Annotated in this window: 20 protein-coding genes; 13 read left to right on the top strand and 7 right to left on the bottom strand. The window is 60.5% G+C overall.

The features are described 5' to 3' along the window. Positions 1-33 precede the first annotated feature (33 nt). Both ACTHXA_RS07670 and ACTHXA_RS07665 read left to right on the top strand, forming a co-directional pair. Entirely contained in the window at positions 34-1,515 is a 1,482-nt protein-coding gene (locus ACTHXA_RS07670; protein ID WP_441671010.1) for an SPFH domain-containing protein, read from the top strand. 108 nt (positions 1,516-1,623) lie between these two features. Continuing rightward, on the top strand, positions 1,624-2,265 hold the full coding sequence (locus tag ACTHXA_RS07665) for an alpha/beta hydrolase (RefSeq protein WP_441671008.1): 642 nt from the start codon (positions 1,624-1,626) through the stop codon (positions 2,263-2,265). Between the two features lie 17 nt (positions 2,266-2,282). Here the strand turns inward: ACTHXA_RS07665 and ACTHXA_RS07660 are convergent, their stop codons facing one another. The 4 genes from ACTHXA_RS07660 to ACTHXA_RS07645 are packed head-to-tail and all read right to left on the bottom strand — an operon-like array spanning position 2,283 to position 7,946. Continuing rightward, positions 2,283-5,390 (bottom strand): AAA family ATPase, encoded by a 3,108-nt coding sequence (locus tag ACTHXA_RS07660; protein ID WP_441671006.1) that lies wholly within the window; start codon positions 5,388-5,390, stop codon positions 2,283-2,285. Continuing rightward, positions 5,387-6,553: an exonuclease SbcCD subunit D gene (locus ACTHXA_RS07655; protein ID WP_441671004.1), complete on the bottom strand. Its 1,167-nt coding sequence runs from the start codon at positions 6,551-6,553 to the stop codon at positions 5,387-5,389. Before ACTHXA_RS07655 ends, ACTHXA_RS07660 begins: the two co-directional genes overlap by 4 nt. A gap of 28 nt (positions 6,554-6,581) precedes the next feature. Further along, positions 6,582-7,049 carry a hypothetical protein gene (locus ACTHXA_RS07650; protein ID WP_441671002.1) on the bottom strand — a complete coding sequence of 156 codons (468 nt, stop codon included), beginning with the start codon at positions 7,047-7,049 and terminating at the stop codon, positions 6,582-6,584. 51 nt (positions 7,050-7,100) lie between these two features. Beyond that, positions 7,101-7,946 carry a DUF3097 family protein gene (locus tag ACTHXA_RS07645; RefSeq protein WP_441671000.1) on the bottom strand — a complete coding sequence of 282 codons (846 nt, stop codon included), beginning with the start codon at positions 7,944-7,946 and terminating at the stop codon, positions 7,101-7,103. A 124-nt stretch (positions 7,947-8,070) separates the two neighbouring features. Here ACTHXA_RS07645 and ACTHXA_RS07640 point away from each other — a divergent pair, with 124 nt between their 5' ends. The 6 genes from ACTHXA_RS07640 to def all read left to right on the top strand — a co-directional run bounded on the left by ACTHXA_RS07640 (position 8,071) and on the right by def (position 15,669). Then, positions 8,071-8,574 carry an FHA domain-containing protein gene (locus ACTHXA_RS07640; protein WP_441671145.1) on the top strand — a complete coding sequence of 168 codons (504 nt, stop codon included), beginning with the start codon at positions 8,071-8,073 and terminating at the stop codon, positions 8,572-8,574. A gap of 5 nt (positions 8,575-8,579) precedes the next feature. Next, complete coding sequence (ftsR, locus tag ACTHXA_RS07635; protein ID WP_441670998.1) at positions 8,580-9,299, top strand: transcriptional regulator FtsR; 720 nt, start codon at positions 8,580-8,582, stop codon at positions 9,297-9,299. Positions 9,300-9,630: 331 nt separating this feature from the next. Beyond that, the gene (locus ACTHXA_RS07630; RefSeq protein ID WP_441670996.1) at positions 9,631-10,176 is read left to right on the top strand and encodes a MerR family transcriptional regulator; all 546 of its coding nucleotides are present in this window, start codon (positions 9,631-9,633) and stop codon (positions 10,174-10,176) included. Between the two features lie 109 nt (positions 10,177-10,285). Then, on the top strand, positions 10,286-13,714 hold the full coding sequence (locus ACTHXA_RS07625; protein WP_441670995.1) for a pyruvate carboxylase: 3,429 nt from the start codon (positions 10,286-10,288) through the stop codon (positions 13,712-13,714). Positions 13,715-13,756: 42 nt separating this feature from the next. Then, positions 13,757-15,181 carry a mycothione reductase gene (locus ACTHXA_RS07620; protein WP_441670993.1) on the top strand — a complete coding sequence of 475 codons (1,425 nt, stop codon included), beginning with the start codon at positions 13,757-13,759 and terminating at the stop codon, positions 15,179-15,181. Continuing rightward, positions 15,178-15,669 (top strand): peptide deformylase, encoded by a 492-nt coding sequence (gene def, locus ACTHXA_RS07615; RefSeq protein ID WP_441670991.1) that lies wholly within the window; start codon positions 15,178-15,180, stop codon positions 15,667-15,669. Before ACTHXA_RS07620 ends, def begins: the two co-directional genes overlap by 4 nt. Positions 15,670-15,766: 97 nt before the next feature. Here the strand turns inward: def and ACTHXA_RS07610 are convergent, their stop codons facing one another. After that, positions 15,767-17,623, bottom strand: a complete 1,857-nt coding sequence (locus ACTHXA_RS07610; protein ID WP_441670989.1) for an AMP-dependent synthetase/ligase — start codon at positions 17,621-17,623, stop codon at positions 15,767-15,769. Positions 17,624-17,845: 222 nt separating this feature from the next. Between ACTHXA_RS07610 and ACTHXA_RS07605 the strand changes: the two genes are divergently transcribed. Together ACTHXA_RS07605 and ACTHXA_RS07600 are read left to right on the top strand one after the other, a co-directional pair. Continuing rightward, on the top strand, positions 17,846-18,541 hold the full coding sequence (locus ACTHXA_RS07605; RefSeq protein ID WP_441670987.1) for a lysophospholipid acyltransferase family protein: 696 nt from the start codon (positions 17,846-17,848) through the stop codon (positions 18,539-18,541). A 104-nt stretch (positions 18,542-18,645) separates the two neighbouring features. After that, positions 18,646-20,043 carry a class II 3-deoxy-7-phosphoheptulonate synthase gene (locus ACTHXA_RS07600; RefSeq protein WP_441670985.1) on the top strand — a complete coding sequence of 466 codons (1,398 nt, stop codon included), beginning with the start codon at positions 18,646-18,648 and terminating at the stop codon, positions 20,041-20,043. 91 nt (positions 20,044-20,134) lie between these two features. On the opposite strand, the gene pknB is transcribed toward ACTHXA_RS07600, so the two are convergent. Continuing rightward, on the bottom strand, positions 20,135-22,102 hold the full coding sequence (gene pknB, locus ACTHXA_RS07595; RefSeq protein ID WP_441671143.1) for a Stk1 family PASTA domain-containing Ser/Thr kinase: 1,968 nt from the start codon (positions 22,100-22,102) through the stop codon (positions 20,135-20,137). Positions 22,103-22,276: 174 nt separating this feature from the next. On the opposite strand from pknB, the gene ACTHXA_RS07590 reads away from it, so the two are divergent. Beyond that, a complete protein-coding gene (locus ACTHXA_RS07590) occupies positions 22,277-22,621 on the top strand; it encodes an Rv2175c family DNA-binding protein (RefSeq protein ID WP_441670983.1) in 345 nt (114 codons plus the stop codon). Between the two features lie 3 nt (positions 22,622-22,624). Here the strand turns inward: ACTHXA_RS07590 and ACTHXA_RS07585 are convergent, their stop codons facing one another. After that, a complete protein-coding gene (locus ACTHXA_RS07585; protein WP_441670981.1) occupies positions 22,625-23,713 on the bottom strand; it encodes a polyprenyl synthetase family protein in 1,089 nt (362 codons plus the stop codon). Positions 23,714-23,796: 83 nt separating this feature from the next. Here ACTHXA_RS07585 and ACTHXA_RS07580 point away from each other — a divergent pair, with 83 nt between their 5' ends. Next, on the top strand, positions 23,797-24,210 hold the full coding sequence (locus tag ACTHXA_RS07580) for a DUF3040 domain-containing protein (protein WP_441670979.1): 414 nt from the start codon (positions 23,797-23,799) through the stop codon (positions 24,208-24,210). Positions 24,211-24,536: 326 nt separating this feature from the next. Next, the gene (gene mraZ, locus ACTHXA_RS07575) at positions 24,537-24,968 is read left to right on the top strand and encodes a division/cell wall cluster transcriptional repressor MraZ (RefSeq protein WP_441670977.1); all 432 of its coding nucleotides are present in this window, start codon (positions 24,537-24,539) and stop codon (positions 24,966-24,968) included. The last annotated feature ends 84 nt before the right edge of the window (positions 24,969-25,052 follow it).

Here is a 25,052-nt window from a genome sequence, read left to right as displayed (position 1 = left end):
AACTGCCGACAGTTGATGAAAGGTCATCGCTTTATGGATTTCTTTGCCACGCCGCTACTGATAGTTGGCGGGATCATTGTTCTCGTTGTGGTGGTGGTGCTCGCGATTGTGTTCGCGATCATCACGCGAACTTGGTATCGCACCGCTGCAGCTGACGAAGCGCTCGTCATCACCGGTAAGGCGAAACGCGGCGCTGAGTCATCAAAGATTGACGTTGTATCCGGTGGGGGCCTCTTCGTTAACCCGTTCACGCAGCGCTCTTCGAAGCTCTCGCTGCGCTCGCGGTCGATTGAGATTAAACCAACCGCTCAGGCAGCGAACGGTGTGACGGTGGACGTTGAGGGTATTGCGCTCGTCAAAATCGGTTCCAACCCCCACTTCATCCGTCGTGCGGCGGAGCGATTCCTTTCGCAGGACCGCGCAATTGAAGCCTTCACGACCGAGGTACTTGAGGGTGCACTCCGCGGTGTGGTCGCGACACTCACCGTTGAGACCCTGATGAAGGACCGCAAGGCGCTTGCGGCCCAAATTGCCGAGGGTATTGAGGGCGACCTCGAACGACAGGGTCTCGAACTCGACTCCTTCCAGATCTTGGGAATTACCGACCAGGGCGGCTACATCGAGGCACTCGGTGCGCAGGAACTGCAGCGCGTGCACCGCGAGGCGGACACCGCTCGCATCGATGCCGAACGTGCCGTTGCGAAGCGTCAGATCGAAACGAACGCCGAAACACTTGTCGAGCGCACCGCATTCCAGGAATCGGAAGCCGACGCCAAGGCCAAGGTCGGTCGCGCCAATGCCGAAGCCGAGCAGGCCGAAGCACTGCGCCGCGCAGAGCTCCAGCAAGCCGTGCTTGACCAGGAAGCAAGCAACAAGCAGTCGCAGCTGGATGCAGAAGTCAAGAAGGTCGCGGATGCGAACCTCTACGACGAGTCGCGTAAGGCCGATGCCCGCGCCTACCAAGAGGCCAAGGAAGCCGAGACGCGCAAGCAGGTCGCTGAGGCTGACGCTCACGCACGGACCACCGCTGCCCGCGCCGACGCTACCGCCCGCACCACGCACGCCGACGCTGAGGCGGCTGCCCGCCGTGCCGAAGCCGACGCCGAGGCACACGCACGTCGCGTTCAGGCCGAAGCTGAGGCCGAAGCAATCCGTCAAGCTGGTGAGGCAGAGGCTTCCGCACAGCTTGCAATGGGTGAGGCGATCGAGAAGCACGAGCAGGTGCTCGTGACCCAGAAGCTCATCGACCAGCTTGTGCCGATGGTTGCCGAGTTCGCGAACGCGCAGGCTGCGATCGGCGGCTACACCGTAATCTCGACCGACGGCGCCGCGGAGCACTCAGCCGCGCAGTCCGCCGCAACGCTCAAGGCTCCCTTCGATGCCGTGCAGGCGGCAACGGGAATCGATCTTGGCGCAATCATTCAGTCCAGTGTCCAGGGTGACCGCACCGGTGCTGCACTGGGCGAGGCGCTCCGCTCGAGCCAAACGCGAGACTCGCAGGAATCGGGTGAATAACCCGTTGCGGTAGTCGCCACGAATACGACGAGACGGTCTTGGCAGGTGTGCCGGGACCGTTTCTCGTTTCCGGGGAACGAACTGCCGCGGTGTGTGACACTACTGTGTATGACTGCAGCGATTACTCCGGCACCAATCCCCGCGGCTGTTGGACCTCGTGATTCGGGCCCCGACGGCCGACCGCTGCTGCTGTTGCTGCACGGTTTTGGCTCGCATGAACGGGATTTGCCGGGACTCGTCACGCGACTCGGCGAGGGCTGGGACTGGCTGTCAGTGCGGGCACCGTACGCACTCGAGACCGGCGGTGCCGCGTGGTTCCCACTCGCGAACGGCGGCCCCGTCGACCGCAGCGCGATTGACGCGGCGACCGCGGGACTGTGGGAATTTGTGGACGAGCACACCTCAGGCCAGCCGATCGTACCGATCGGTTTTTCGCAGGGCGGACTGATGGTGTCCGAGTTGTTCCGAAGCCGTCCCGAAACGGTGACCTCCGGAGCGCTACTGTCTGGTTTCGTTGACCCCGCACCTCGCGACACTGACGCGGCGCTCAAACAAGCGCCTCCTCGAGTGTTCTTCGGCCGCGGAACCGAAGATGCGGTGCTTTCGGAATCGATATTTGGCAACACCGAGACTTGGTTGCGCGAGCACGCGGATGCGAGCATCAAGGTCTATGAGGGACTCGGACACGCGGTCGACCAGCAAGAAATCGAGGACCTGCGCGAATTCCTTGCCGGGTTGGGCCTCGTCTAGCAGCCCGCCGCTCGGAACTACTGCGGGGCGGGCACCGGATCCGTGGCAAATACGTCGGTGCTGATATCGCTCGAGCCGTCGGGGCTCACGATCACATTGAGGTGTGCTGGGATGCGCTCCTGCATCGTACCGACGTGGCTGATCACACCGATGGTGCGCCCGCCTTCACGTAACTGATCGAGCGTGCGCATCGCGATTTCGAGGGTGTCGCTGTCTAGCGAGCCGAATCCCTCGTCGATGAACAGGGTGTCAAGGGTGATGCCGCCCGCTTGCGAAGAGACCACGTCGGCGAGTCCGAGCGCGAGTGCGAGGGATACCAAGAAGGTCTCGCCGCCCGAGAGCGACTTAGGGGCTCGGGACTTGCCGTTGTAGACGTCAAATATTTTCAATCCGAGTCCGGATTGTCGGCCGCGACCGGCGAGTTCGTCATCGAGTTCTAGCTCGTAGCGGTTTGCGGTGATGTCCTTCAGCCGCGAGTTCGCGGCGTCCAGAATCTGTTCGAGGTGCGCGGCGAGCACGAATGCCTCGAGGTTTTGCATCCGTTCATTCTTGCCGCTGAGATCTGCGGCGAGTTGTTTTTCTGCTCGCGCTCGTTCGCCGATGGCCGCGCGGCGGTCGAGCGCAGACTTCGCCGATACCGAGGTGGTCCGAATTTCCTTGAGGATGCTGTCTGCCTCCCCGAGGGCACGGTTCGCAGTTTCCAGCGCGACGCGAGCCTCCTCGTCGAGGGCAGTGGGCTGTTCCACATCCACAGGTGCCTCTGGCAGTTGCGCAAGTTCCGGATCGTTGAGGAGTTCCGTGGCTGCGTGCAGCTTCTTCGCGTGGGTGTCTTGCTCTTGTACGAGTGTTTTCCGAGTGGATGCGTCGAGGCGCGCTTCGAGCACTGCCGTTGCAGAATCGAAGGGGCTGGGATCGAGTGCCGCCGCCAGGTGCGCTTTGGCTTCTTTTGCCTCCGCCTCGGCGCGTGCTTGCGCTTCGAATGCGATGACAAACCTGCCACAGACCTGTTCGATTGCGCTGCTGCGATTCAGCCTGTCGCGCACCGATTCGTGCTGGCCGCGCAGACTGGCTTGACGCTGCAGGAGCTCATTGAGTTCAGTCTCTGTTGTGGTCACCAGGGTGCGCGCATGATCGCGTGCTGCGGTCAGCTCGGCGGTAAGTTTCGAGTCGCGCTCAGCAGCCTCGTCGAGTTCTTGCAGCTCTGTTTCGAGCCGGGAGATCGCTGACTCCGCTTCCTTGATGCGCCGCAACGCTGCCTTCGCCTCAGCCTCTCGTGTCTCGGCTTCTTCTCGGTTCAACCCTGCGGTTGCTGCCCTTGTTTGTTCCGCAGCGGTGACCGCAGCATCCTTCTTCGAGCGTGCTTTCTCGACTCGCTGCGCTGCCTGCGTCGTGGCTTGCTCTGCCCTCTTCAGGTCGGCATCGGTCACCGTGGCGACCTCACTGGTTGCGGGGGCAGGATGCTCGAGCGAACCACATACCTGGCAAGGTGCACCCGGGACCAGATCTGCGGCCAACGATGCGGCCGCGCCCAGCCAGCGCTGGGCATTCAGCGCACGCTCCTTCTCCTGTCTGGCATTGGAATCCGTCAGGGCCTGATCAAGCTCAGTTGCGGCCTCGAGCCTCTCGGCCTCCAGCGCTGGCAATTCCTGCGCGGCTTTTCGCTTGTTGGTGGCTTCCGTCAGGGCGTCTGCCGCTACTTTGCGACCCTGCGACCGTTCTCGGGAGGACGCAAGGTTCGAGGCCAGTTCGGTTCTCGCTGCGGGACGCGCCTCAGCGCGTTGCTGCACTGCCTGCAGGTGATCTTCCTGTTCGCGGGCTTCAGATTTTGCGCTCTCAAGTGATTTCTGTTTGGCGACCACGGCCGAGTCGATATTCGCGTTCTCGCGCAAACTCCCGAGCTGTTCGGTGAGTTCGCGCTGGACGGCACGAATCGACTCGATATCTCGCTCTGTTGGCGAGGCCGGGGGAGTGCGCTCGGCATCGACCTCCGCTTGCAGCTCCTGTGCCAGTGAATCACCCGCCTGCTTCAACACCTTGACCGCGCTCTGTAATGCGGACTCCGTTTTCCGAAAGGATTCCACCGCTGGAACTAACGGGATGGCACGGTCGTCAGTCTCGAGACGGGCAATGACTTCCGTGTCGATCCGTTCTTGGTCGGCGAGCAATTCGGTACGGTCACCGATCGCTTTGGCCCGTCGTTGCTGCAGACCCTGAATCCGCAGGGCGTCAGTGAGCCGCTTGGCCGTCAGCGTGCTTGCATCACTTCGTTCTCGCTGCGTCGCGACTCGTTCTTCACGGATGCGTTCAGCCAGTGCCACGATCTCGTCGATCCACTCGGCGGATACCTCCGGAGGCTTCGATTCGGAAGTTGGCTTATCTGGTTGGTCGGTGGCAGCCGCCGCAGTGCCGGTACGTTCGCGGTCCGACTCAGCAGCCTCGTCACTTGCGGAAGAGAGATCGGAACGCCGCCTCGCCAAGCTGTCGGCGAGTTGATTGACCTCGGCGTTGAGCTGCTCGTATCGCTGACCGGATTCCCTGGCACGGTCACCGAGCAGCTCGGTGATTGCGTGGTAGCGCTCCGTGTGGAAGAGCTTGCGTAAGAGCTTTTGGCGGTCGGCAGAATCGGCGTGCAAGAATTTCTGAAATTCATTCTGCGCAAGCATCACGACCTGGAGAAACTCCTCGGCCTGCAGCGGGAAAATGCGACTGATTTCCGCAGCGACATTTCGTCCGAGCGTGAAGAGGCTCACCCAGGTGTCGCCCTCAAGTCGGGCAATTTCTTGCTTACCCGGGCGCGTTGTGGTGCCCTCGCCGCGCTTTTTCAGCGCCTCGTACTCGGGTGAGCGGGTGACCCGATACTGTTCACCGCCGTGTTCAAATTCGAGTTGAACTTCGCTCACTTCGTCGGGCCCCGAGAAGTTGCTCCGCACCCCACGAGGCGTGCCCTCGTATCGTGGCGTGGAACCGTACAGCGCGAACATAATGGCGTCGAGGACGGTGGACTTGCCGGCACCGGTCTTCCCGCCGATGAGGAAGAGCCCCTCCTCTTCAAAGTCCGTGAAATCAATGCACTGCTTGCGGCGGAAGGGCCCGAAGCCCTCAACTGTGAGTGTCAGGAGTTTCATCGCGCGGCCTCCTCGATGCGCAGGTGGTCAAGTACTTCGGCGAGGATCTCTCGCTCAACCTCACTTGCACCCACCCCATTTCTCGTGTGCTCCAGAAAGCTCTCGATCCGCTCTTCATCGGTGGGCGCTGCAGCAAGTTTTCTCGCGTAGCCCTCCTGCTGTTTTTCCAAGCGTGTCTCTGGCGAGTGTTCCACGTGAACGGCGTGAGGGTAACGCGTGCGCAACCGCGCCATCGCATCGATTGGTCGAGCCTGGTCCGTGAGCGAGGCCGCCACCCATGCCGATTGCGCGCCTTCGTGTGCATCATCATGGAGGAGCGACTCCAAGGTGCCACGCAGCCGTCGAAGTGGACGTGGCACGGGGAGTGAGAGCCATTGCGCTCCGGCAAAACCCGAAGCATCGAAGTCCACCAGCCACGCGCCACGCGGCGAGTTGGCCTCTGAAAATGAGTAGTGGAGCGGTGCTCCCGAATAGCGAATATGTGGTTGCAACTCGGCGCGGCCATGGATGTGACCAAGCGCGACATAGTCAAACCCAGCAAAGGTCGTGAGCGGCACCACATCAAGACCGCCAGCGGTGAGATCGCGCTCGATGTCTTCAGCATTGGCTGACTCGGGGACTCCCGCGGCGAAACAGTGTGCGATCAGCATGGAACGCCCCGGGTTCTCGGCTTGGTGCCTCCGAACGAGGTCCGTTGCCCACTGCATCACGGCAGCTTGGGCGCGCGTCTCTGGGGCGCCTTCGACGTGTCGCAGCAAGGCCGGTTCCAAGTACGGCACGCCGTAGAACGTAATGTCGCCGTGCTCATCGGCCACTTCGACCGGTTCAAAACCCTGTTCGGGTCTGGCAATGACATGGATCCCCGATTGCCGAGCCCAGCTGGACTGGAAACGAAGTCGCGCAGCAGAATCGTGATTACCGCTGGTGAGGATCACCGTCGCACCGGCATCGTGCAGCGCGATCAGGGTCTCGGTCAAAAAATCGTAGGCTGCCGCGGCGGGCATCGTCGTATCGAAGACATCACCCGCGACGACCACCACATCCACGTCATTTTCGCGAACGGCGGCGACGAGCGCGGCGAGCACCGTACGCAGGTGCTCGCCCACCTGTTCGCCGAAAAAGGTGCGACCGATATGCCAGTCTGATGTGTGCAAAATCCTCATGCCCGAAGGCTATCCGCACCCACCGACATCACTTTGCGGCGAGCACATCCACAGTGTTGGGGACGATCCGCCTAACCTGAGCAATGACGAACCACACGAGCAGCACCGCAATCACCATGTCAGCCGCAATATAGAAATAGTGGGTTGTTGAGCCACCATCAGAAGTGCCGTCGAGCACCGCATTGGTGTGCTGTGCGAGGAGTGGACGAATTACGAGGACCTTGATCGCAAGGAACAACGCGAGGCCAAAATAGAGCGTCCAAGTGCGGCGGTCGGCGCGTGGCTTCCACAAGGCAATCGCGAGCACAATCGCGAGGATGATCTCGGTGATGTTCATGGCGAGGAATACGAGTCGACCGATTCCGAGCCCGAGCGGAATCGTGATTCCCGGGGCTTGGAATTTGAGGGGTGCTTCGATCAGGTCGATCGCAATGATCAGACCGATCCAGATCGCCGGCAGGATGATTCGAAGCGCAAGTGAGAGGCGAGTAGACATGCCACTCACTTTAGGACTCGGCGAGTTGTCGTGCGATCGTTTTGACCGGGTTTATTCGCCAGGAGCGGTGACGAAGTCGATGAGTTCCTCGACTCTTCCGATTACCGACGGTTCGAGATCGCCCCAGTCGCGCACGCGGTCGAGGATAAGCCGCCACGCGTTGGCAATGTCCGCTTGGTCTTCGTGGGGGAGTCCGAGGGCTTCGCAAATGCCGTGCTTCCAAGACTGCCCTCGTGGAATCACCGGCCAAGACTGCCGACCAAGCCGCAGTGGCTTGACCGCTTGCCACACGTCAACATAGGGGTGACCAACCACGAGCACGGAATCTGCGCCGAATTGCTGGGTAATTCCCTGCGCAATCCGTGTCTCTTTTGACCCCTGCACGAGGTGGTCAAGCAAGACCCCGACGCGACGCGTGGGGGTCGGACCGAAGTCACCGAGTACCTTGTCGAGATGATCCGCGCCCTCGAGATACTCGACGACGACACCTTCGACGCGCAGATCGTGACCCCACACGCGCTCGACAAGTTCAGCATCGTGGCGACCCTCAACAAAAATGCGCCCGGCCCGCGCGACTCGAGCCGGTGCATCCTTGACGAGAAAAGAACCGGATGCGCTGCGGGCTCGTGATTTCGAAGCGGGCTTCCGAAACACCAGTGTGACTGCGCCGTCGTCATCGAGGAAGACCGCGTGACGGGGAAATGAGCGCTTTGCCCCGTCTGCGTCAGCGAGGGTGACGGTGTCGCGATCCGCAGCGACGAGCTGACCGAAGAACTGCGTATTGGCGTCCTCGAGCCACATTCCGCGCTTCGCGGTGACTTCCCGTGGCTTGCGAGGTTTCTTGCTCTCGCGAAAGGTCGCTAGGGGGTCGCTGTCGTAACGGTCATCGAAACTCACGCCGTGCAGTGTAGCGCGAGCCAGGATGACTTAGAGTTGTCACAGGAAGTCAGGGCAGTATTGGAGAGATTGCCTGCGCACTTGTGCGCTAGGCTGGTGAACCTTGACCAAGCAGGAGGAATACATGGCGCAGTTCGACGAGCGAGACTCCGAGCAGGGCTCCACCGCCGGCGCCAACCCGGAGCCAGACACATCGTCGACGATGTCGTTCACGGGGGATTTCAGCGCGCAGCTAGCCGCGCTAATCGCTGGCGGTGTCTCAAAAGAAGAAATGGACTCGATCGGGGCATTACCCTCAGGTTCAGCACTATTGATCGTTCGCCGGGGGAACAACGTCGGCGCCCGATTCTTGCTTGATACTGACCTCCAAATCGCCGGCCGTCACCCCAACGCCGAGATCTTCTTGGACGATGTCACCGTGTCGCGTCGCCATGCTGAGTTCACGCGCCAGGGGCGAAACTTCCAGGTCCGAGACTTGGGCTCGCTCAATGGGACGTACTACAACGGCGAACGCATCGATCAGGTTCAGCTCACCAATGGTGGAGAAGTGCAGATCGGTAAGTACCGACTGACGTTCTACCCCTCGCCACTTGATGCTGGTGCCACCCCGACGTTGGCAACCGAGTAAGCCTGATGGGGTTAGGTTCTGCAGCGTCTCGAGGTTCCGGGGCGCTTCCAAAGCTGTCCATCGGACAGGTCTTACAGCGGTTAGGGAAAGAGCACCCCGAACTCACACCGTCCAAGATCCGCTTTCTCGAAGAGCAGGGGCTTGTGCATCCTGCGCGTACTTCCTCGGGCTACCGAAAGTTTTCGGATGCGGATGTCGAACGGATTCGGACCATTCTTGCGCTCCAGCGGGATCACTACTTGCCGCTCAAGGTAATAGCCGAACAGCTCGAGGCGCTTGACCGCGGGGAGCGTCTCGACGTTCCAGGAACGGCATCGACACACAAGTCTGCATCCGGCAGCAGCATCCTGACCAACGATGCGGAGCTCAGCCGCGATGAGCTCCTTCGACGCTCCACGGCGTCGAAGGAACTTCTGGAACAAGCGCAGGCAGCCGGATTGATTCCACGTGCCAGTAGTTTTCATGAGGAAGAACTCCTCATGCTCACCGCACTTGTTGAACTTGAACAATGCGGTATCGGTCCACGACACTTGCGGCCATTTCGCACCGCCGCACAGCATGAGGTTGGGCTCATCGAGCAGGCTCTCGGTGCGGTGTCGCGCAAGCCCGAGGCCACGGTTCGATCGCGGACTGAGGCTAAGGCGGAGGAACTCGCGGAAGCACTCGAGCGGGTCCGTCGGGGTCTCGTGCGGCAGTCACTACGCGACCGCTATAGCGGACGCTGAGCATCCGACGCCGACCACGATTCGAGGTCTTCGGCACGTGGGAATCGCGATCTCCAGTGCGAATGATCCGCGATCCTCAGATTACGGTTTGGTCTCAAGCTCAAGTTGAACCTTAAGATTGCGGCGTGGCACTCGTGTGAGCGCCACAGTGATGACACGATCACATCGTTGTATTTCGACACTCGAGGTATAACGTGGCCTCGCCTAGACTGTGTGTGGCCTATTAATTCGCCTGGATGCGGAAATTTCCGCGGGCGCGCCTAACCGGGGGTGTCCCTGGCGGGGTTTAGCGTGAATAACAGGTAATGCGACGGGCAAGAAAGGTGACGTCATGAGCGCGCAAGACGATGGAGGCTCGCAGGGGCTTCGGCAAGAGCTGCTGTTTACCGACGGTCTGCCTGACCTCGACCCCAATATTGGGTATCGCGGCGCGGTAGCGGCTCGAGTCGCGGGCATCACTTACCGCCAGCTTGATTACTGGGCACGGACGGACCTCGTGGAGCCGAGCATCCAGGACGCCACTGGTTCGGGTTCAAAGCGCCTCTATTCCTTCCGCGACATTCTGGTGCTCAAGCTTGTCAAACGACTGCTTGAAACGGGTATTTCACTGCAGCAGATTCGCATCGCAGTTGAGCAACTGCACGATGCTGGCATCACCGATCTCGCCCAGACGACACTGATGTCGGACGGTGCAAGTGTGTACCTGTGCACCTCGAATGATGAGGTTATTGACCTTGTCCAGCGCGGCCAAGGTGTGTTCGGGATCTTTGTCGGTCAGGTGCTCCGCGAGGTGGAAGACAACCTCGTCGATATTGAAACCGACGCCGTGGATCCCATGGATGAGCTTGCCGCTCGCCGTAAAAACCGCGCAAGCTAGGTACAAGTCAACAGATTTGTTGGTCTTAAACAAATCTGAACCTCGCACCTTGTCACATTCTCGGATATATTCGACTCCGACAATGTGATTAAGGCCAAAGGGGGCAGGTTTGTTCCGGAAGATCCTGGTAGCGAATCGTGGAGAAATTGCGATTCGTGGATTCCGAGCTGCAGTGGAGTTGGGTGCCCGCACGGTCGCGGTGTATCCCTTCGAAGATCGAAACTCGCTGCACCGTTTAAAGGCTGATGAAGCCTACGAGATTGGTTCGGAGGGCTCGCCGGTCCAGGCGTATCTCAATATTGCGGAGATTATTCGTGTTGCACGCGAGAGCGGTGCCGACGCGATTTACCCGGGCTACGGCTTCCTCTCCGAGAACGCAGACCTCGCACGAGCATGTGCCGAGAACGGAATTGCCTTCATCGGTCCGTCTGCCGAGGTGCTCGCGAACGCTGGCAACAAGGTACATGCCAAGGAACAGGCGATGAAGGCCGGTGTTCCCGTCCTCAAATCCTCTGAGCCATCGACGGATATTGACGCGCTTGCAGCTGCGGCTGAAGAGATCGGCTTTCCGGTGTTCGCGAAGGCAGTTGCCGGTGGTGGCGGCCGCGGGATGCGTCGAGTTGAACGCCCCGAAGACCTTCGCGGTGCACTCGAATCAGCGATGAAGGAAGCTGCCGCGGCCTTTGGCGATGCCACGATGTTCATCGAACAGTGCGTGCTTCGCCCTCGACACATCGAAGTGCAGGTTCTCGCTGACACCCAGGGTGAGGTCGTGCACCTCTTCGAGCGCGACTGTTCCGTGCAGCGTCGTCACCAGAAGGTTGTTGAAATCGCGCCAGCACCGAATCTTGATCCGGAACTCGCCCAAAAGCTCTATCGAGATGCCGTTGCCTTCGCGAAGTCAATTGACTATGTCAATGCCGGTACGGTCGAATTCCTCATCGATACTGCGGGAGAACGCGCTGGCGAGCACGTCTTTATCGAGATGAACCCGCGCATCCAGGTCGAGCACACGATCACGGAAGAGATTACCGCGATCGACCTCGTGCAATCACAAATGCGAGTCGCCGCGGGGGAGTCGCTCGAAGCGCTCGAGTTGACGCAGGACAAGATTGAGATGCGTGGTTCGGCGATTCAGTGCCGAATCACCACCGAAGATCCGTCACAGGACTTCCGACCGGACTCCGGCACCATCACGACCTACCGCTCTGCCGGTGGTTCGGGCATCCGCATCGACGGTGGAACGATCGCGACCGGTGCCGAAGTGCTGCCGTACTTTGACTCCCTGCTGTTGAAGCTCATCTCACACGGTAAGGACTTCGCCACGGCAGTCCAGCGCGGTCGTCGCGCCCTCGCGGAGTTCCGCGTGCGCGGAATCGCCACCAACATCCCATTCCTGCAAGCGGTACTCAACGACGAAGACTTCCTTCGTGGTGATGTCTCGACCGGCTTTATCGAGGAACGCCCGGAGCTCTTCCACTACCGCAAGCCCGGCGACAGCGCCACGAAGATGCTCAACTGGCTCGCCGACGTGACGGTAAACCAGCCCAACGGTACTCGCCCCACCTCGGTGCGGGCACGTACCAAGCTGCCAGACCTCAGCAAGATCGAAACCCCCAAGGGCGAACGCGATCTGCTGCGCGAACTCGGACCGAAAGAGTGGGCGAATCAGCTGCGTGCAGATAGCCGCCTGCGAGTCACCGACACCACCTTCCGCGATGCGCACCAGTCGCTTTTGGCGACGCGCGTACGGACCAAGGACTTGCTGTTGGCCTCACCCTATGTTTCGAAGCGGCTGCCACAGCTGCTCTCGGTCGAAGCCTGGGGCGGCGCAACCTATGACGTTGCCCTTCGATTCCTCGGTGAGGACCCGTGGCGGCGACTCGAGCAGCTTCGCGAAGCCATGCCAAACGTGCCGATTCAAATGTTGCTCCGCGGCCGCAACACCGTCGGCTACACGCCTTCGCCAACCGAAGTGACCCAGGCGTTCGTGCGTGAAGCAACCTCGACCGGTGTGGACATCTTCCGCATTTTCGACGCGCTCAACGACGTCGAACAGATGCGCCCGGCAATTGAAGCCGTGCTCGAGACCGGAACCGCGGTGGCTGAAACCGCCATGTGCTACACGGGCAATCTGCTGGATCCCGCCGAGGATCTCTACACGCTTGACTACTACCTCCGCTTGGCGGAAGAAATCGTCGAGGCCGGTACGCACGTACTCGCCATCAAGGACATGGCCGGACTGCTACGCCCGGCTGCGGCATCCAAGCTCGTCACGGCTCTGCGTGAACGCTTTGACGTGCCAATCCACGTGCACACCCACGACACCGCAGGCGGTCAGCTTGGTACCCTCCTTGCTGCCAGCCACGCCGGTGCCGACGCGGTTGATGTCGCATCCGCACCGGTATCGGGCACCACCAGCCAAGTGTCGATGAGTGCACTCGTGGCGGCGCTAGAGGGCACCGATCGTGACACGGGCCTCAACCTCGATGACGTCACCGATTTCGAGCCCTACTGGGAGGCTGTGCGCAATATCTACCGCCCATTCGAGTCGGGTCTTCCCGGTCCGACCGGTCGCGTCTACCGCCACGAGATTCCAGGCGGCCAACTGTCCAACCTGCGCCAGCAAGCCATCGCCCTGGGCCTTGCGGATCACTTCGAGAAAATCGAAGACATGTACGCCGCCGCGGACAGCATCCTCGGCCGTATCCCCAAGGTGACCCCCTCCTCGAAGGTCGTCGGCGACTTGGCACTCCACCTGGTTGCCGTGGATGCCGACCCCGCCGATTTTGAGGCAAACCCCGATCGCTACGACGTACCCGACTCGGTCATTGGCTTCCTTGCCGGCGAACTCGGAAACATCCCCGGTGGTTGGCCGGAGCCCTTCCGTAGCAAGGCACTTGCGGGCAAGAAGACCTCGGTCGATATCAAGCCGCTCACCGAGGCCGAACAGGAGGGACTGAACGGCGATTCGGCAACGCGTCGATCAACGCTCAACCGGTTCCTCTTTCCCCAGCCGAGCGCAATTTTCGAAGATACGCGCGAGCTGTTTGGCGACCTGTCGGTCCTCGACTCGATCGAGTACCTCTACGGTCTCGAACCGGGCAAGGAGAAGCGAGTTCGGCTCAGCAAGGGTGTCGATATTTTCGTCCAGCTCGAAGCCATCGGCGAACCCGATGACGAGGGCAAGCGCACGGTCATGTCCACGCTCAACGGCCAGCTGCGTCCGGTGCTGGTTCGCGACCGCAGCGTGAAGGTGGACACCGTCTCCCGCGAAAAGGCCGACTCGAGCAATCTCGGTCACGTGGCAGCTCCGTTCTCCGGCGTCGTCACAGTTCGAGCCGAACAGGGTGCGCGTGTGGCCCAGGGCGACCAGGTCGCAACCATCGAAGCGATGAAGATGGAAGCATCTATCACCGCTACCTGCGCGGGTACTATTGAGCGAGTGGTGCTCAGCGCACCCGAAGAAGTCGACCACGGCGATCTGCTCGTGGTGATTCATCCCGATGACACCAGCGGGGTCACCGGCACCGAGTAGTCTCCGTGCCGGTCATGGCCCTTCGACAGGAATGCGAGGGCCATGACCGGCAACACCACGCAGACACAGTCTGCCGAAACATTCGACCTCATCATCATCGGCGCGGGCTCGGGGAACTCCATTCCCTCGCCCGCGCTGAGCGGTCTTAAGATTGCGATCGTCGACGACGGCCGTTGGTTTGGTGGCACGTGCCTGAATGCGGGATGCATCCCCACCAAGATGTTCGTTCGCCCCGCCGATGTCGTGCGTAACGTTCGCGAAGCGCAGCGACTCGGGGTATCGAGCGGAGATCTCGACGTGAGCTGGGAAGCAGTTCGGGACCGGGTATTCGGTCGCATCGACCCGATCTCAGCAAGTGGCGAAGCGTACCGAGAATCCGGTGAGCCGAATATCTCACTCGTGCGCGAGACCGTACGTTTCACCGACACGCACGAATTGACAACGGCATCGGGACGGGTGCTTCGCGCAGCCAAGATCGTCATTGGCGGTGGCTCCCGGGCTCGGGAACTCGAGGTGTTGCCCTTCGGCGACACCGTCTTTTCGAGTGACGATGCCATGCGTCTCGAATCGTTGCCGAACCGCATCGCCGTAATTGGCGGTGGCGTGGTGGCAGCGGAGTTTGCGGCAATCTACTCCGGCTTTGGTGCGGAAGTGACGCAGCTCAACCGCTCGCCACTGTTCCGAGGCCTCGACGATGACATCGCCGCGACCTTCACCAGCGCCGGGTCGCGCAACTGGCGCATCCACACCGGCGTCGAAGTGACCGAAGCAAGCCACGGTGAATCGGGCTGGACGCTGTCGCTGAGCGACGCATCCACCATCGACGTGGATGCCGTGCTGGTCGCGGTTGGCCGCCAACCCAACTCGGATCGACTCGACACACCTGCAGCGGGATTCGACCACCACGACGACGGTCGCATCCAGGTGGACGCGTATCAGCAAGTCTTGCGGAACGGTGAGCCCGTCGAAGGGGTTTTTGCACTCGGCGATATTTCCTCCCCGCACCAGCTCAAGCACGTCGCCAACCAGGACGCGCGGGTGGTCGCAAGTAACCTGCTTGCGCTCGAGCAGGATGCGCCGCTCACGGAAAATACCCTCGGTCCAGTTCCGTACACGGTCTTCAGCGCGCCTGAAATTGGCGTGTTTGGCAGCACCCTCGAGGAAGCGCAGCGTGACGGCCACGACGCTTTTGAAGTGCGTCAGGACTACGGCGGTACCGCATGGGGGTGGGCGCTGGAAGACGAAGAAAGCTTCTGCAAACTCGTCGTCGAACGCGACACTGGAAAGCTGCTCGGCGCGCACATCATCGGTCCGGATGCACCGATTCTGCTGCAGCCGCTCGTGCAGGCCGCAAGCTTTGGCCAGACCGTGCACGGCCTCGCGCGAGGCCAGTACTGGCCTCACCCGGCAGCAACCGAAATCATTGAGAACGCCCTCCTGCAGGCGGAGGAGGAAATCCAGAAGTGACCGTTCGAGATATTCGCTATTACGGTGACCCGGTTTTGCGCACTCCGGCAGAACCGATTACGAAGGTCGATGAGCACGTTCGCGCACTTGTGCGTGACCTCCTCGACAGTACGGCCCTGGAAGGGCGAGCCGGCGTAGCGGCACCGCAAATCGGCGTCGGCCTGCAAGCATTTAGCTGGAACATTGACGGCAAGATCGGCTATATCCTCAACCCGGTACTCGAAGAAGTCTCCGGCGAACCGCAGGAGATTGACGAAGGCTGCCTCTCAGTTCCCGGGCTCTGGTTTAAAACGAAGCGCTACCCCTACGCGCGCGTGCGGGGGACCGACCTTGACGGCGAAGAGGTGGTCCTCGAGGGCGAAGGGCTCATGGCACAGATGCTGCAGCACGAAACCGACCACCTCAAGGGCACCGTCTACGTGGACACGCTTGCCAAGGAACAGCGTCGTGACGCCATGCGGCAGATCCGCGAGTCGGACTGGTTCTAGGGAGACTCCGACACAGAGTAATGGCCTGCGCCGTCACACTGACGGCGCAGGCCATTACTCTGTCATCTCGGTGAGGAGTCGTCGCCGACCGTCCGCGCTACTCCTTCGGAGTACTACTGGTTCCCTCGTACATTTTCTCAATCACGGGGGCCATGCGTTCGAGCGCAACATGTCGTTTGAGCGAAAGCTTCGGCGTGAGTGTGCCATCTTCGATAGAAAAGACGGTGTCGAGAATCTCAAATTTACGGATCGATTCCGCACGTGAGACGGTCTTGTTTGCCCGGTCGATGAGGCTCTGGATGTGTTCACGAACGCGCGGGTGTTTTGCCGCGTCGGGAATCGAAAGTGACTGATCAATACCCTGGAGTTCCAGCCACTTCGGGAGCATTTCCGGGTCGAGCGTGATCAATGCGGAGATAAACGGACGCTGATCACCAACGACGAGGCATTCACCAACGATGCCGTCGGCGCGGACTTGGTCTTCGAAGGCTGCTGGCGCGATATTCTTGCCGCCGGCAGTGACAATAATGTCCTTCTTTCGGCCCGTGATCTTGATGTAGCCCTCGTGATCCAGCTCACCGATGTCACCGGTGTGGAACCAGCCATCGTCGGTGAATGACTCGCCGGTGGCTTCGGGGTTGTTCCAGTATTCACGGAAAACATTGATGCCTTTGGTGAGGATTTCGCCATCATCGTCAATTCGAACAGCACAGCCGGGTAGCGGCGGACCGACTGTACCGATCTTGAAGTTGTCGGGCAGATTCACCGAGATCGGGGCGGTGGTTTCCGTCAGCCCGTAGCCCTCGAGCACTTTCACACCGATTGCGTTATAGAAGTGACCGAGGAATAGTCCCAGCGGTGCGGATCCGGAGATCGCATACTGGACACGTCCACCCAAAGTCGTGCGGAGCTTGGCAAACACGAGTCGATCAAAGAGCTTGTATTGCAGTTTGAGTCCGAACGGAACCTTGCCCTTTTCGGCGGCCCGTGAGTGTGCGACGCCAACCCGTACCGCGCGTCGGAAGATTTTTTCCTTCCCGTCTCCGGAGGCTTTCTGGAGGGCAGAGTTGTAGACCTTTTCGAACACCCGGGGAACTGCCAGCAGGAACGAGGGTTTGAATGACCCCAGGGAAGGCACGAGCTGGGTTGTGTCGTGTTGGTGTCCAACTCGTATTCCGTAGGCTACACCGATAACGGAGATCAGTCGGGCGAAGACGTGCGCGAGGGTGACAAAGAGGAGTGTCGAAGCGCCCTCACTCGAAACTACCTTGGCGAGCGGTTTTTCGATGTTGTTTGCGAGTTCGACGAAGTTGGCGTGCGTGAGCACCGTCCCTTTTGGTCGACCGGTTGTTCCAGCGGTGTAGATCAGGGTCGCGATGTCATCTCCGTTTGCTCGCGATCGTGCCTGTTCGAGCTGTTCGTCAGAGATTTCCTGACCCTTTTGCCGCAGTTCATCGAGCGCACCGCGCTCCAGGGTCCACTGCCAGCGAAGGGGTGGTTTATCACCTTCAATATCTTCGTATTTGGCCGCGAACTCGTTTGATTGTGTGATGAGCCCCTCAGCACCCGAATCATTGAGGATCCATTCCAACTGCGAGGAAGAGTTTGTTTCATACACGGGCACCATGACCGCTCCCGCGTACCAAAGTGCAAAGTCCACGAGGGTCCACTCATAGCTCGTGTAACAAATGAATGCGAGTCGGGTGCCCGGGGTGACGCCGGCCTGGATGAATCCCTTCGCGATCGCGCGGACATCATTCGTGAATGATCGAACCGAGACATCGCGCCAGCCGTCACCCTCTGGCACCGCAAAGAGCGCCCGTTCGGGAGTGCGTTCGACACGCGACTCGAGGAGGTCCGTGACGTTGAGGGTGGGCGTTGGTTCGGTTACGGCGGGGGTAGACCATTCGCGTACCTTCCCAGATACGACTGTGGGGGTTGACGATTCAGTCATTGGAATTCAAACCTTCCATCGGTGGGCTCACTCTGACGGCTTCGTTGCTCATCTGAGTTCGATCGCGGCAACGTTGGCGCGCCATCTTTCTATCTTAGTCAGGCTAGTCAAAGTGAAGGGTTACACGCAGATAACGACGCAGTGTGTCACACGCCCCTCTTCAGTTCTGTCCAGATGAAATCGGTGGGTATGATGTGAGTCGTCCGACTGGAGGGTCACCGCATGTTTTATTGGTTGCTAAAGCACCTCGTTGCTGGCCCGGTTGCGCGACGCCTTTTTCGCCCCGTGGTTGAGGGCGCTGAGAATATTCCGGATGAAGGCGCCGTGATTCTCGCTTCTAACCACCTCTCGGTGATTGACTCCTTCATCCTGCCGCTCGTCATCAAGCGCCGCGTGAACTTTCTCGCGAAGTCCGAGTATTTCACCGGCAAGGGTGTCAAGGGGCTATTGAGTCGCTGGTTTTTTACCTCCACCGGGATGATCCCAATGGACCGATCGGGCGGAAAGGCCTCCGAAAGTTCACTTCGAACCGGTCTTGAAGTGCTCGAACGACAGGGATGCCTCGGAATCTATCCAGAAGGAACCCGAAGCCCCGATGCCCGCCTCTACCGCGGTCGCACCGGTATTGCCCGAATGATTCTGGAAGCCGACACCAACGTGGTTGTGGTTCCTGTGGTCATGGTCGACACCGAAAAGATCATGCCAATTGGTGCCAAGCGCCCCAAAGCTGGACGGATCGGCATCAAACTCGGTGAACCGCTCGACTTTTCTCGATATCGGGGAATGCATTCCAGCCGGTTCATCCTGCGTTCCGTTACGGATGAAATCATGACCGAGATCGCCGGCTTGTCCGACCAAGACTATGCAGACGTGTATGCTTCCAAGCTTCGCAATGCGTCGCCCGCCCTTACGCAATAGGGCAGAGGAATAGACTCCTCGAAAACGGCGTTACTGCGAGGAACGCCGAATACCTGTGCGTTCATCCATCACCCAACACATCAACAACGAAAAGTACGAGAGATATGACTATTACCCAGCAGCTCCAGCAACAGGTGAGTGCGGCAGCAGGTCTCGACAACTGGCGCAATCTGCCGATCCGCCAGCAGCCGACCTGGCCCGATGCTGAGGCTGCAAAGTATGTGCTCGACGAGCTTTCACAGCGTCCACCGTTGGTGTTTGCCGGTGAGGTGGATCGCCTTAAGGATCGACTGGGCCAGGCCGCTGCCGGCAACGCTTTCGTACTTCAGGGCGGTGACTGCGCCGAAACCTTCGCCGGTGCCAATGCCGACAAGATTCGCGGCCGCGTATCGACCATCCTGCAAATGGCACTCGTGCTCACTTACGGCGCCGAGATGCCCGTTGTGAAAATGGGCCGCATGGCGGGCCAATTCGCCAAGCCTCGCTCCAAGGACACCGAAACACGCGACGGTGTCACCCTGCCCGCCTACCGCGGTGACATCGTGAACGACTTCGCGTTCACCGAAGAATCACGCACCCCGAACCCACAGCGCATGATGGACGGCTACCACGTCTCCGCATCCACGCTGAACCTCATTCGTGCCTTCACGACCGGTGGCTTCGCAGACATGCGCGAGGTGCACTCGTGGAACAAGGGCTTCGCCTCGAACCCCGCTAATGCGCGCTACGACCTCATGGCCCGCGAAATCGACCGCGCGCTGAAGTTCATGGCTGCGACCGGTGCCGACTTCGAAGCGCTCAAGGAAGTTGAGTTCTACATCGGTCACGAGGGGCTGCTGCTCGAATACGAGCGTGCCCTTACCCGGATCGACTCGCGCACCCAGCTGCCCTACGACACTTCGGCACACTTCATCTGGATTGGTGAGCGCACCCGCGACCTCGAAGAAGCCCACATGGACTTCTTCGCGCGGGTCCGGAACCCCATTGGCGTCAAGCTCGGACCGACGACCGACTCCGACACCATGAAGCGCATTATCGAAAAGCTCGACCCTGAACGTGAGCCGGGTCGATTGACGTTCATCACACGCATGGGCGCGGAGAAGATCGGGGATGTGCTCCCGGGCCTGCTCGAAACCATAAAGTCCGAAGACGCGACGCCGCTGTGGATCACCGATCCCATGCACGGCAACGGCTTCACCACGGAACGCGGGTTCAAGACCCGTCGCTTTGATGACGTTGTCACCGAAGTCAAGGGCTTCTTCACCGCGCACAAGGAAGCGGGCACACACCCGGGTGGCATCCATGTCGAGCTCACCGGTGACGATGTCACCGAGTGCCTCGGCGGTTCGGATGCGATTGATGAGGCGGCGCTCGAGACTCGCTACGAGTCGCTGTGCGACCCCCGACTCAACCACATGCAGTCGCTCGAGCTCGCGTTTCTTGTGGCGGAGCTCCTGCAGGACTTCCCAACCGCCGAGGTTACTGGCCAGGACAACTGGTAGGCACTCGCAGTAACTCAATACGCTAACCACCCCGCAGATCGGTCAGGAATTACCGATCTGCGGGGTGGTTTTCTTCGCTTCGGCGACAGACCTAGGGCTCGTCAGAGAAGATGTAGGAGGCCTCGATGGAGATGGTGGAGCCGCGCACGACACTCTCACCAGCGCCCGGGCTCTGCGAGGTAACAGTGGCGGACTCCTGCAGTGGCCCGGGGATTGTGTGACTCACCGAGAATCCGGCACCCTCGAGCGCAGCAATCGCGTCGGTGGCAGTGGAACCCACCACATTGGGGACCTCGACGAGGTCTGGACCGAGCGAGGTTACCAGCTCCACGGTGTCGCCCGGCCTGACCGGGTCGGTGGTCGTGGATTGTCGGAGCACCGCACCCGCGGGCGTAGAGGATGAGTATTCCGAATAGGCCACGGTGCCTTCGAGTCCCACCTCTTCGAGGGCTGCGATGGCGTCAGATTGGCCCATCCCCGAGACCTCTGGGACGGCACCGGCAGACACCACGAGACGGATTGGTTCCTGCTCGGCCATCTCCGTGGGCAACGCCTCGCCGGATTCATTCGTGCCATAGAGCACAGTCCCGGCTTCAGTTGAGGAACTGAACTCCAGTACATCGGTTTCTTCGCTGTACACGAACCCGGCGTGCTCAATCGCTTCAACAGCCTCGTCGCGCGGCAACCCATCGAGCCGGGGGACCGTGAGGATCGCGGGGCCAGCGGAGACCACCAGATCAATCACCGAGTCTGGTTCGAGTCGGGATCCGGGCCCCGGATCCATCGAAATAACGGTGCCTTCCGGCACTTCCAAGGAGTTCTCATAGGAAGTTTCGCCGATGCCAAAGCCCTGTGCCGCGATTAGTTCGGCAGCCTGTGCCTCGGTTTCACCGGCCACCTCAGGTGCTGCCTGCCAGGAGCCCGGTCCGAATCCCTGCCACCAGCCAATCCCGGCGGCAAACAACACTAGGAGCACCACGACTACGGCGGCGACAAGGCCCGAGCGACGCTTCTGACGATTGATTTTCTCCAACCGCACCGCCGCGAGTGGGGTGTCTTTCGCCGACGCCGAGACTGCGGCTGAAGACGGCCTTGACCCCGAAGCGCCGTGCCGGACGGCCGCGACCCCTCCCGCGCCAAGCGCTTCCTCAACAGTCGACGGGTCGGTAGGAGTCGTGAGATTGTCCCAATCCGAATTGGGGTCCGATTCCTCGTGCGTCTGCGCAAGCAGCTGCGTGCCCGCATCCTGCTCCACCGGAGCAAATACTGTCGCCGGCGCAGCCGTGACGCCGTCTGAGGAAGCGATATCTCGCTCAGCCTGGCGGAGTGCGGCGAGCATTGCACCGGCGTCGGCCGGGCGATCCTCCGCATCCCGCTCCGTTGACCACACGACCAAGTCATCGAGTTCTCGGGGCAACTCAGGCTGCTTTTCACTCGGTGGCGGCACATTATCGTTCGCGTGCCGGAACGCAATGTTCACGGGTTCATCGCCACGGTACGGCTGCTCGCCCACAAGCATCTCGTACATCATGATGCCGGCAGAGTAGATGTCACTACGGACATCGGCGGTGCCCTTGGTGACGAGTTCAGGCGCGAGGTAGGCAATCGTGCCGAGTAATACGGAACCCGATGCCGTGTTCGAGGTGGCCGCTCGCGCGAGGCCGAAGTCGGAGAGCTTTATGCGCCCGTCGTCTGCGAGGAGGACGTTCTCGGGCTTGATGTCGCGGTGGATGATGCCCTGTCGGTGGGCCACCTGCAGGCCGGCTAAGAGCGCATCCATGATGTCGATGGTCTGCTCGACTGTCAGCCGGTGGTGATCGTGCAGCAGGTCACGCAGGGTGATGCCGGGCACGTATTCCATGACGATGTAGGCGAGCCCCTCATCTTCACCCTGGTCGTAGACATTAACGAGGTTGGGATGCGCCAGTCGCGCAGAAGCGCGGGCCTCACGAATGAATCGTTCCCGGAACGCGTCGTCTGCAGCGAGGTGATCGTGCATGACTTTGATTGCTACACGACGCTCGAGGCGGAGGTCGGTGGCAACATAGACGGTTGCCATCCCGCCACGTGCGATGAGCGAGCGCACTTGATAGCGGCCGTCGATTAGACGTCCGATTAAAGTGTCCGGGTTGGCAGGGCTCACGGATGGCAGGTTAGTCGGCTTCATCTTGAATATTGGGCTGAAACTCCGAAACTGGCCGCACAGATCCAGGATCTCTGCGAATATTGAGGTGTGTCAACGCAATACTCGTCATTTGAATGGTTTTCTCTCTCTGAAGCAGCGAAGGAGCTGGGTGTCTCTTCGGGGCGACTCAATCGGCTTATCGAAGAACGCTACTTGCTTGCCGTGAAGCACGATGGTGAACCGCGTATCCCCAAGGACTTCATCATCGACGGCCAACCCCTTGCTGGCCTTCGAGGCACCCTTACGCTACTTGCCGACCACGGCGTGGTGAATCACGAAGCGATGGAGTGGCTCCTCGCCGAGGATGAAGTCCTCGGTGTTTCCCCCACGAAGGCGCTTCAGGAAGGCCGAAAGTCTTCGGTTCGTCGTTCGGTGCAGCTGCTCGCGATTTAGCGATCAGTATTCACGGCGAGCAGCCTCAGTCGCGAGCTTGCTGAAGTGTGTGCGGGTTTCCTCATCGAGCGCGATGCGATCCATTGCGGTAAGTGCCTCGTCGAGCCACTGCTGGATTTTCCCTTCCACGGCGTCGAGTGCTCCGCAATCACGAATTGCGGTCTGCATTCGACGGATCTCATCATCAGCGAGATCGGGGGAACCGAGTCGTGCATCGAAAAACTGCCGAGTGTCCGCATCCGCGAGCGTGTCGACTTCCGCCACGAGCAGGGTTCGCTTCCCTTCGCGAAGGTCGTCACCGCTTGGTTTACCGGTGACCGTTTCGTCGCCAAAGACCCCGAGCACATCGTCGCGGAGCTGAAAAGCGAGCCCGAGGGGGAGTCCCATAGCTCGGATGCGTTCAACAAGTTGGTGATCGGCCCCGGCAAGCCTGGCGCCGATCACCAGCGGTGCCTCCACGGAGTAACGAGCAGATTTTGAGGTCGCCACCGCAATGGCCCGCTCAGCGCGTTCTTCTCGAGGGATCGCCTGCCAGGACACTTCGGCGGCAATGTCAAGGTATTGACCAGCCGTTACCTCGGTGCGCATCCGGCCGAATTCGCTCATTGCCGCAATGCCTCGACTCGGGCGAACGTGCGCGCTCGCCTCGAGCTTGAGGTCGTCACTCCACATCAACAGCAGGTCGCCCGCGAGGATTGCGGCAGAGACGCCGAAGTGCTCAGCCTCGCCCACCCAGCCTCGTTGTCGGTGGAGGGATTCGAATACGCGGTGCGTCGAGGGCAGCCCGCGGCGGGTGTCGGAGCGATCAAGGATGTCATCGTGCACCAGCGCCGCCGCGTGAAAGAGCTCCACCGAAGTTGCTGCGGCGACGACAGCCGAGCCGATTTCCGAATCCGGTGCGACCTGCGGCATACGCGCACCGGCGGCCAAAAAGCGTGCGCGGGTGCGCTTCCCACCGGTGGTAAATGCGATGAGTTGGTCGATAAGCGGGCCCAGTTCGGGGTTGAGCGACTCGAGCAGAGGTTTGCGTTGAGCGAACAACGCGTCTAATCGGGCGGAAATTGACTCTACGAGGGGAAGACTTTCAGGCACACTCCTAACCTTATAAGGGAAGCGGCCTACAATAGTGAGTCAGGCAAATAGCGCGGGCTGGTCCCGCAGAGTGCGAGGGAATCATGGCACTGTCAGAACAGGAACAACGTTTGCTGGATGAGATGGAGCGGAGCCTCTATCAAAACGATGCAGACGTGATGTCAACTACGCCCAAAGAAGGCCCCGTGGTCTCCGCCAAGGCGATCACAATCATCGTTCTTTCTGTTGTCGTCGGGCTTGGAATTGTCGTCGCTGGCATGGCGACGAGCTATATCTGGATCGGCCTCATCGGTTTCGTTGTCATGATCGCGGGAATCGTGTGGGCCATTCGCGGTTCAAATAATGGCCCGTCGTCCGCAAGCGGTACCGAGACGCAGACACCCAAAGCATCCGCACCGGGCAAGGGTGCCAGCGGGAGCGGTAAACAAAAGACTGGCGGTTCGTTCATGGACCGATTTGAGGATCGATGGGAGCGTCGCCAAGACGGCGAACTCTGACATCGATCGGGGCAGCCGTTGATGTGATGTCAACGGGTTAGCGCAGTCCCTCGCGCGCGTCCCCACTTTCCTCCCCAACGCCTCTGGGTCGATCGAAAGATCGACCCAGAGGCGTTTTTTCGCGCCAATTTTCCCCACCACGGCCGGTGTAGGCACCAAATGAGCCATTTTCCCTCCACATCCCTCCATCCTTCGAAGGCCAGTGTTTTCAAGGGATTGCCAGGAAGTTCCATGGCCAAAAGGGCAGATACCACTAGTCAGTGGGGTGTTGTGGAGTAAAGTGGGGGAAGGTGGTCACCCGGGGAGACGAGAGGAGGGCGAGCACGATGTTCCTAGGCACGTATTCGCCCAAGCTCGACGACAAGGGGCGACTGATCCTGCCAGCGAAGTTTCGCGACGACCTTGCCGAAGGCGTGGTGCTAACGCGCGGGCAGGAACGGTGCATCTATGTCTTCTCGACGGCCGAATTCGAGGGGTTTCACGCGCAAATTCGGCAGGCTCCGGTGACGAGCAAGCAGGCACGCGATTATCTGCGTCTGCTGCTCTCCGGGGCGCACGCTGAGACCCCTGACAAACAGGGGCGCGTCACGATTCCCGGACAGCTGCGGACCTACGCCGGGCTCGATCGAGAACTCGCGGTGATCGGAGCGGGAACCCGTGCCGAGATCTGGGATGCCACCGCATGGAACACGTACGTGGAGGCCAATGAAGCGGCCTTCTCTGAGACCGCCGAGGAGGTGATCCCGGGCCTTTTGTAGCCCTGTTCTGAGAACCCAAGCCGTTTCTCGCTCTGAGGCACCTTCCCCAGCAGCAGATCGAACACCCTGCCCCTCGCGGTACGG

The sequence above is a fragment of the Gulosibacter sp. genome (assembly GCF_052090685.1).
In the GTDB taxonomy this organism is placed as follows: Bacteria; Actinomycetota; Actinomycetes; order Actinomycetales; family Microbacteriaceae; genus Gulosibacter.
The sequence above is the reverse complement of the archived record's forward strand: the minus strand, read 5'-3'. Positions and strand labels throughout refer to the sequence as shown.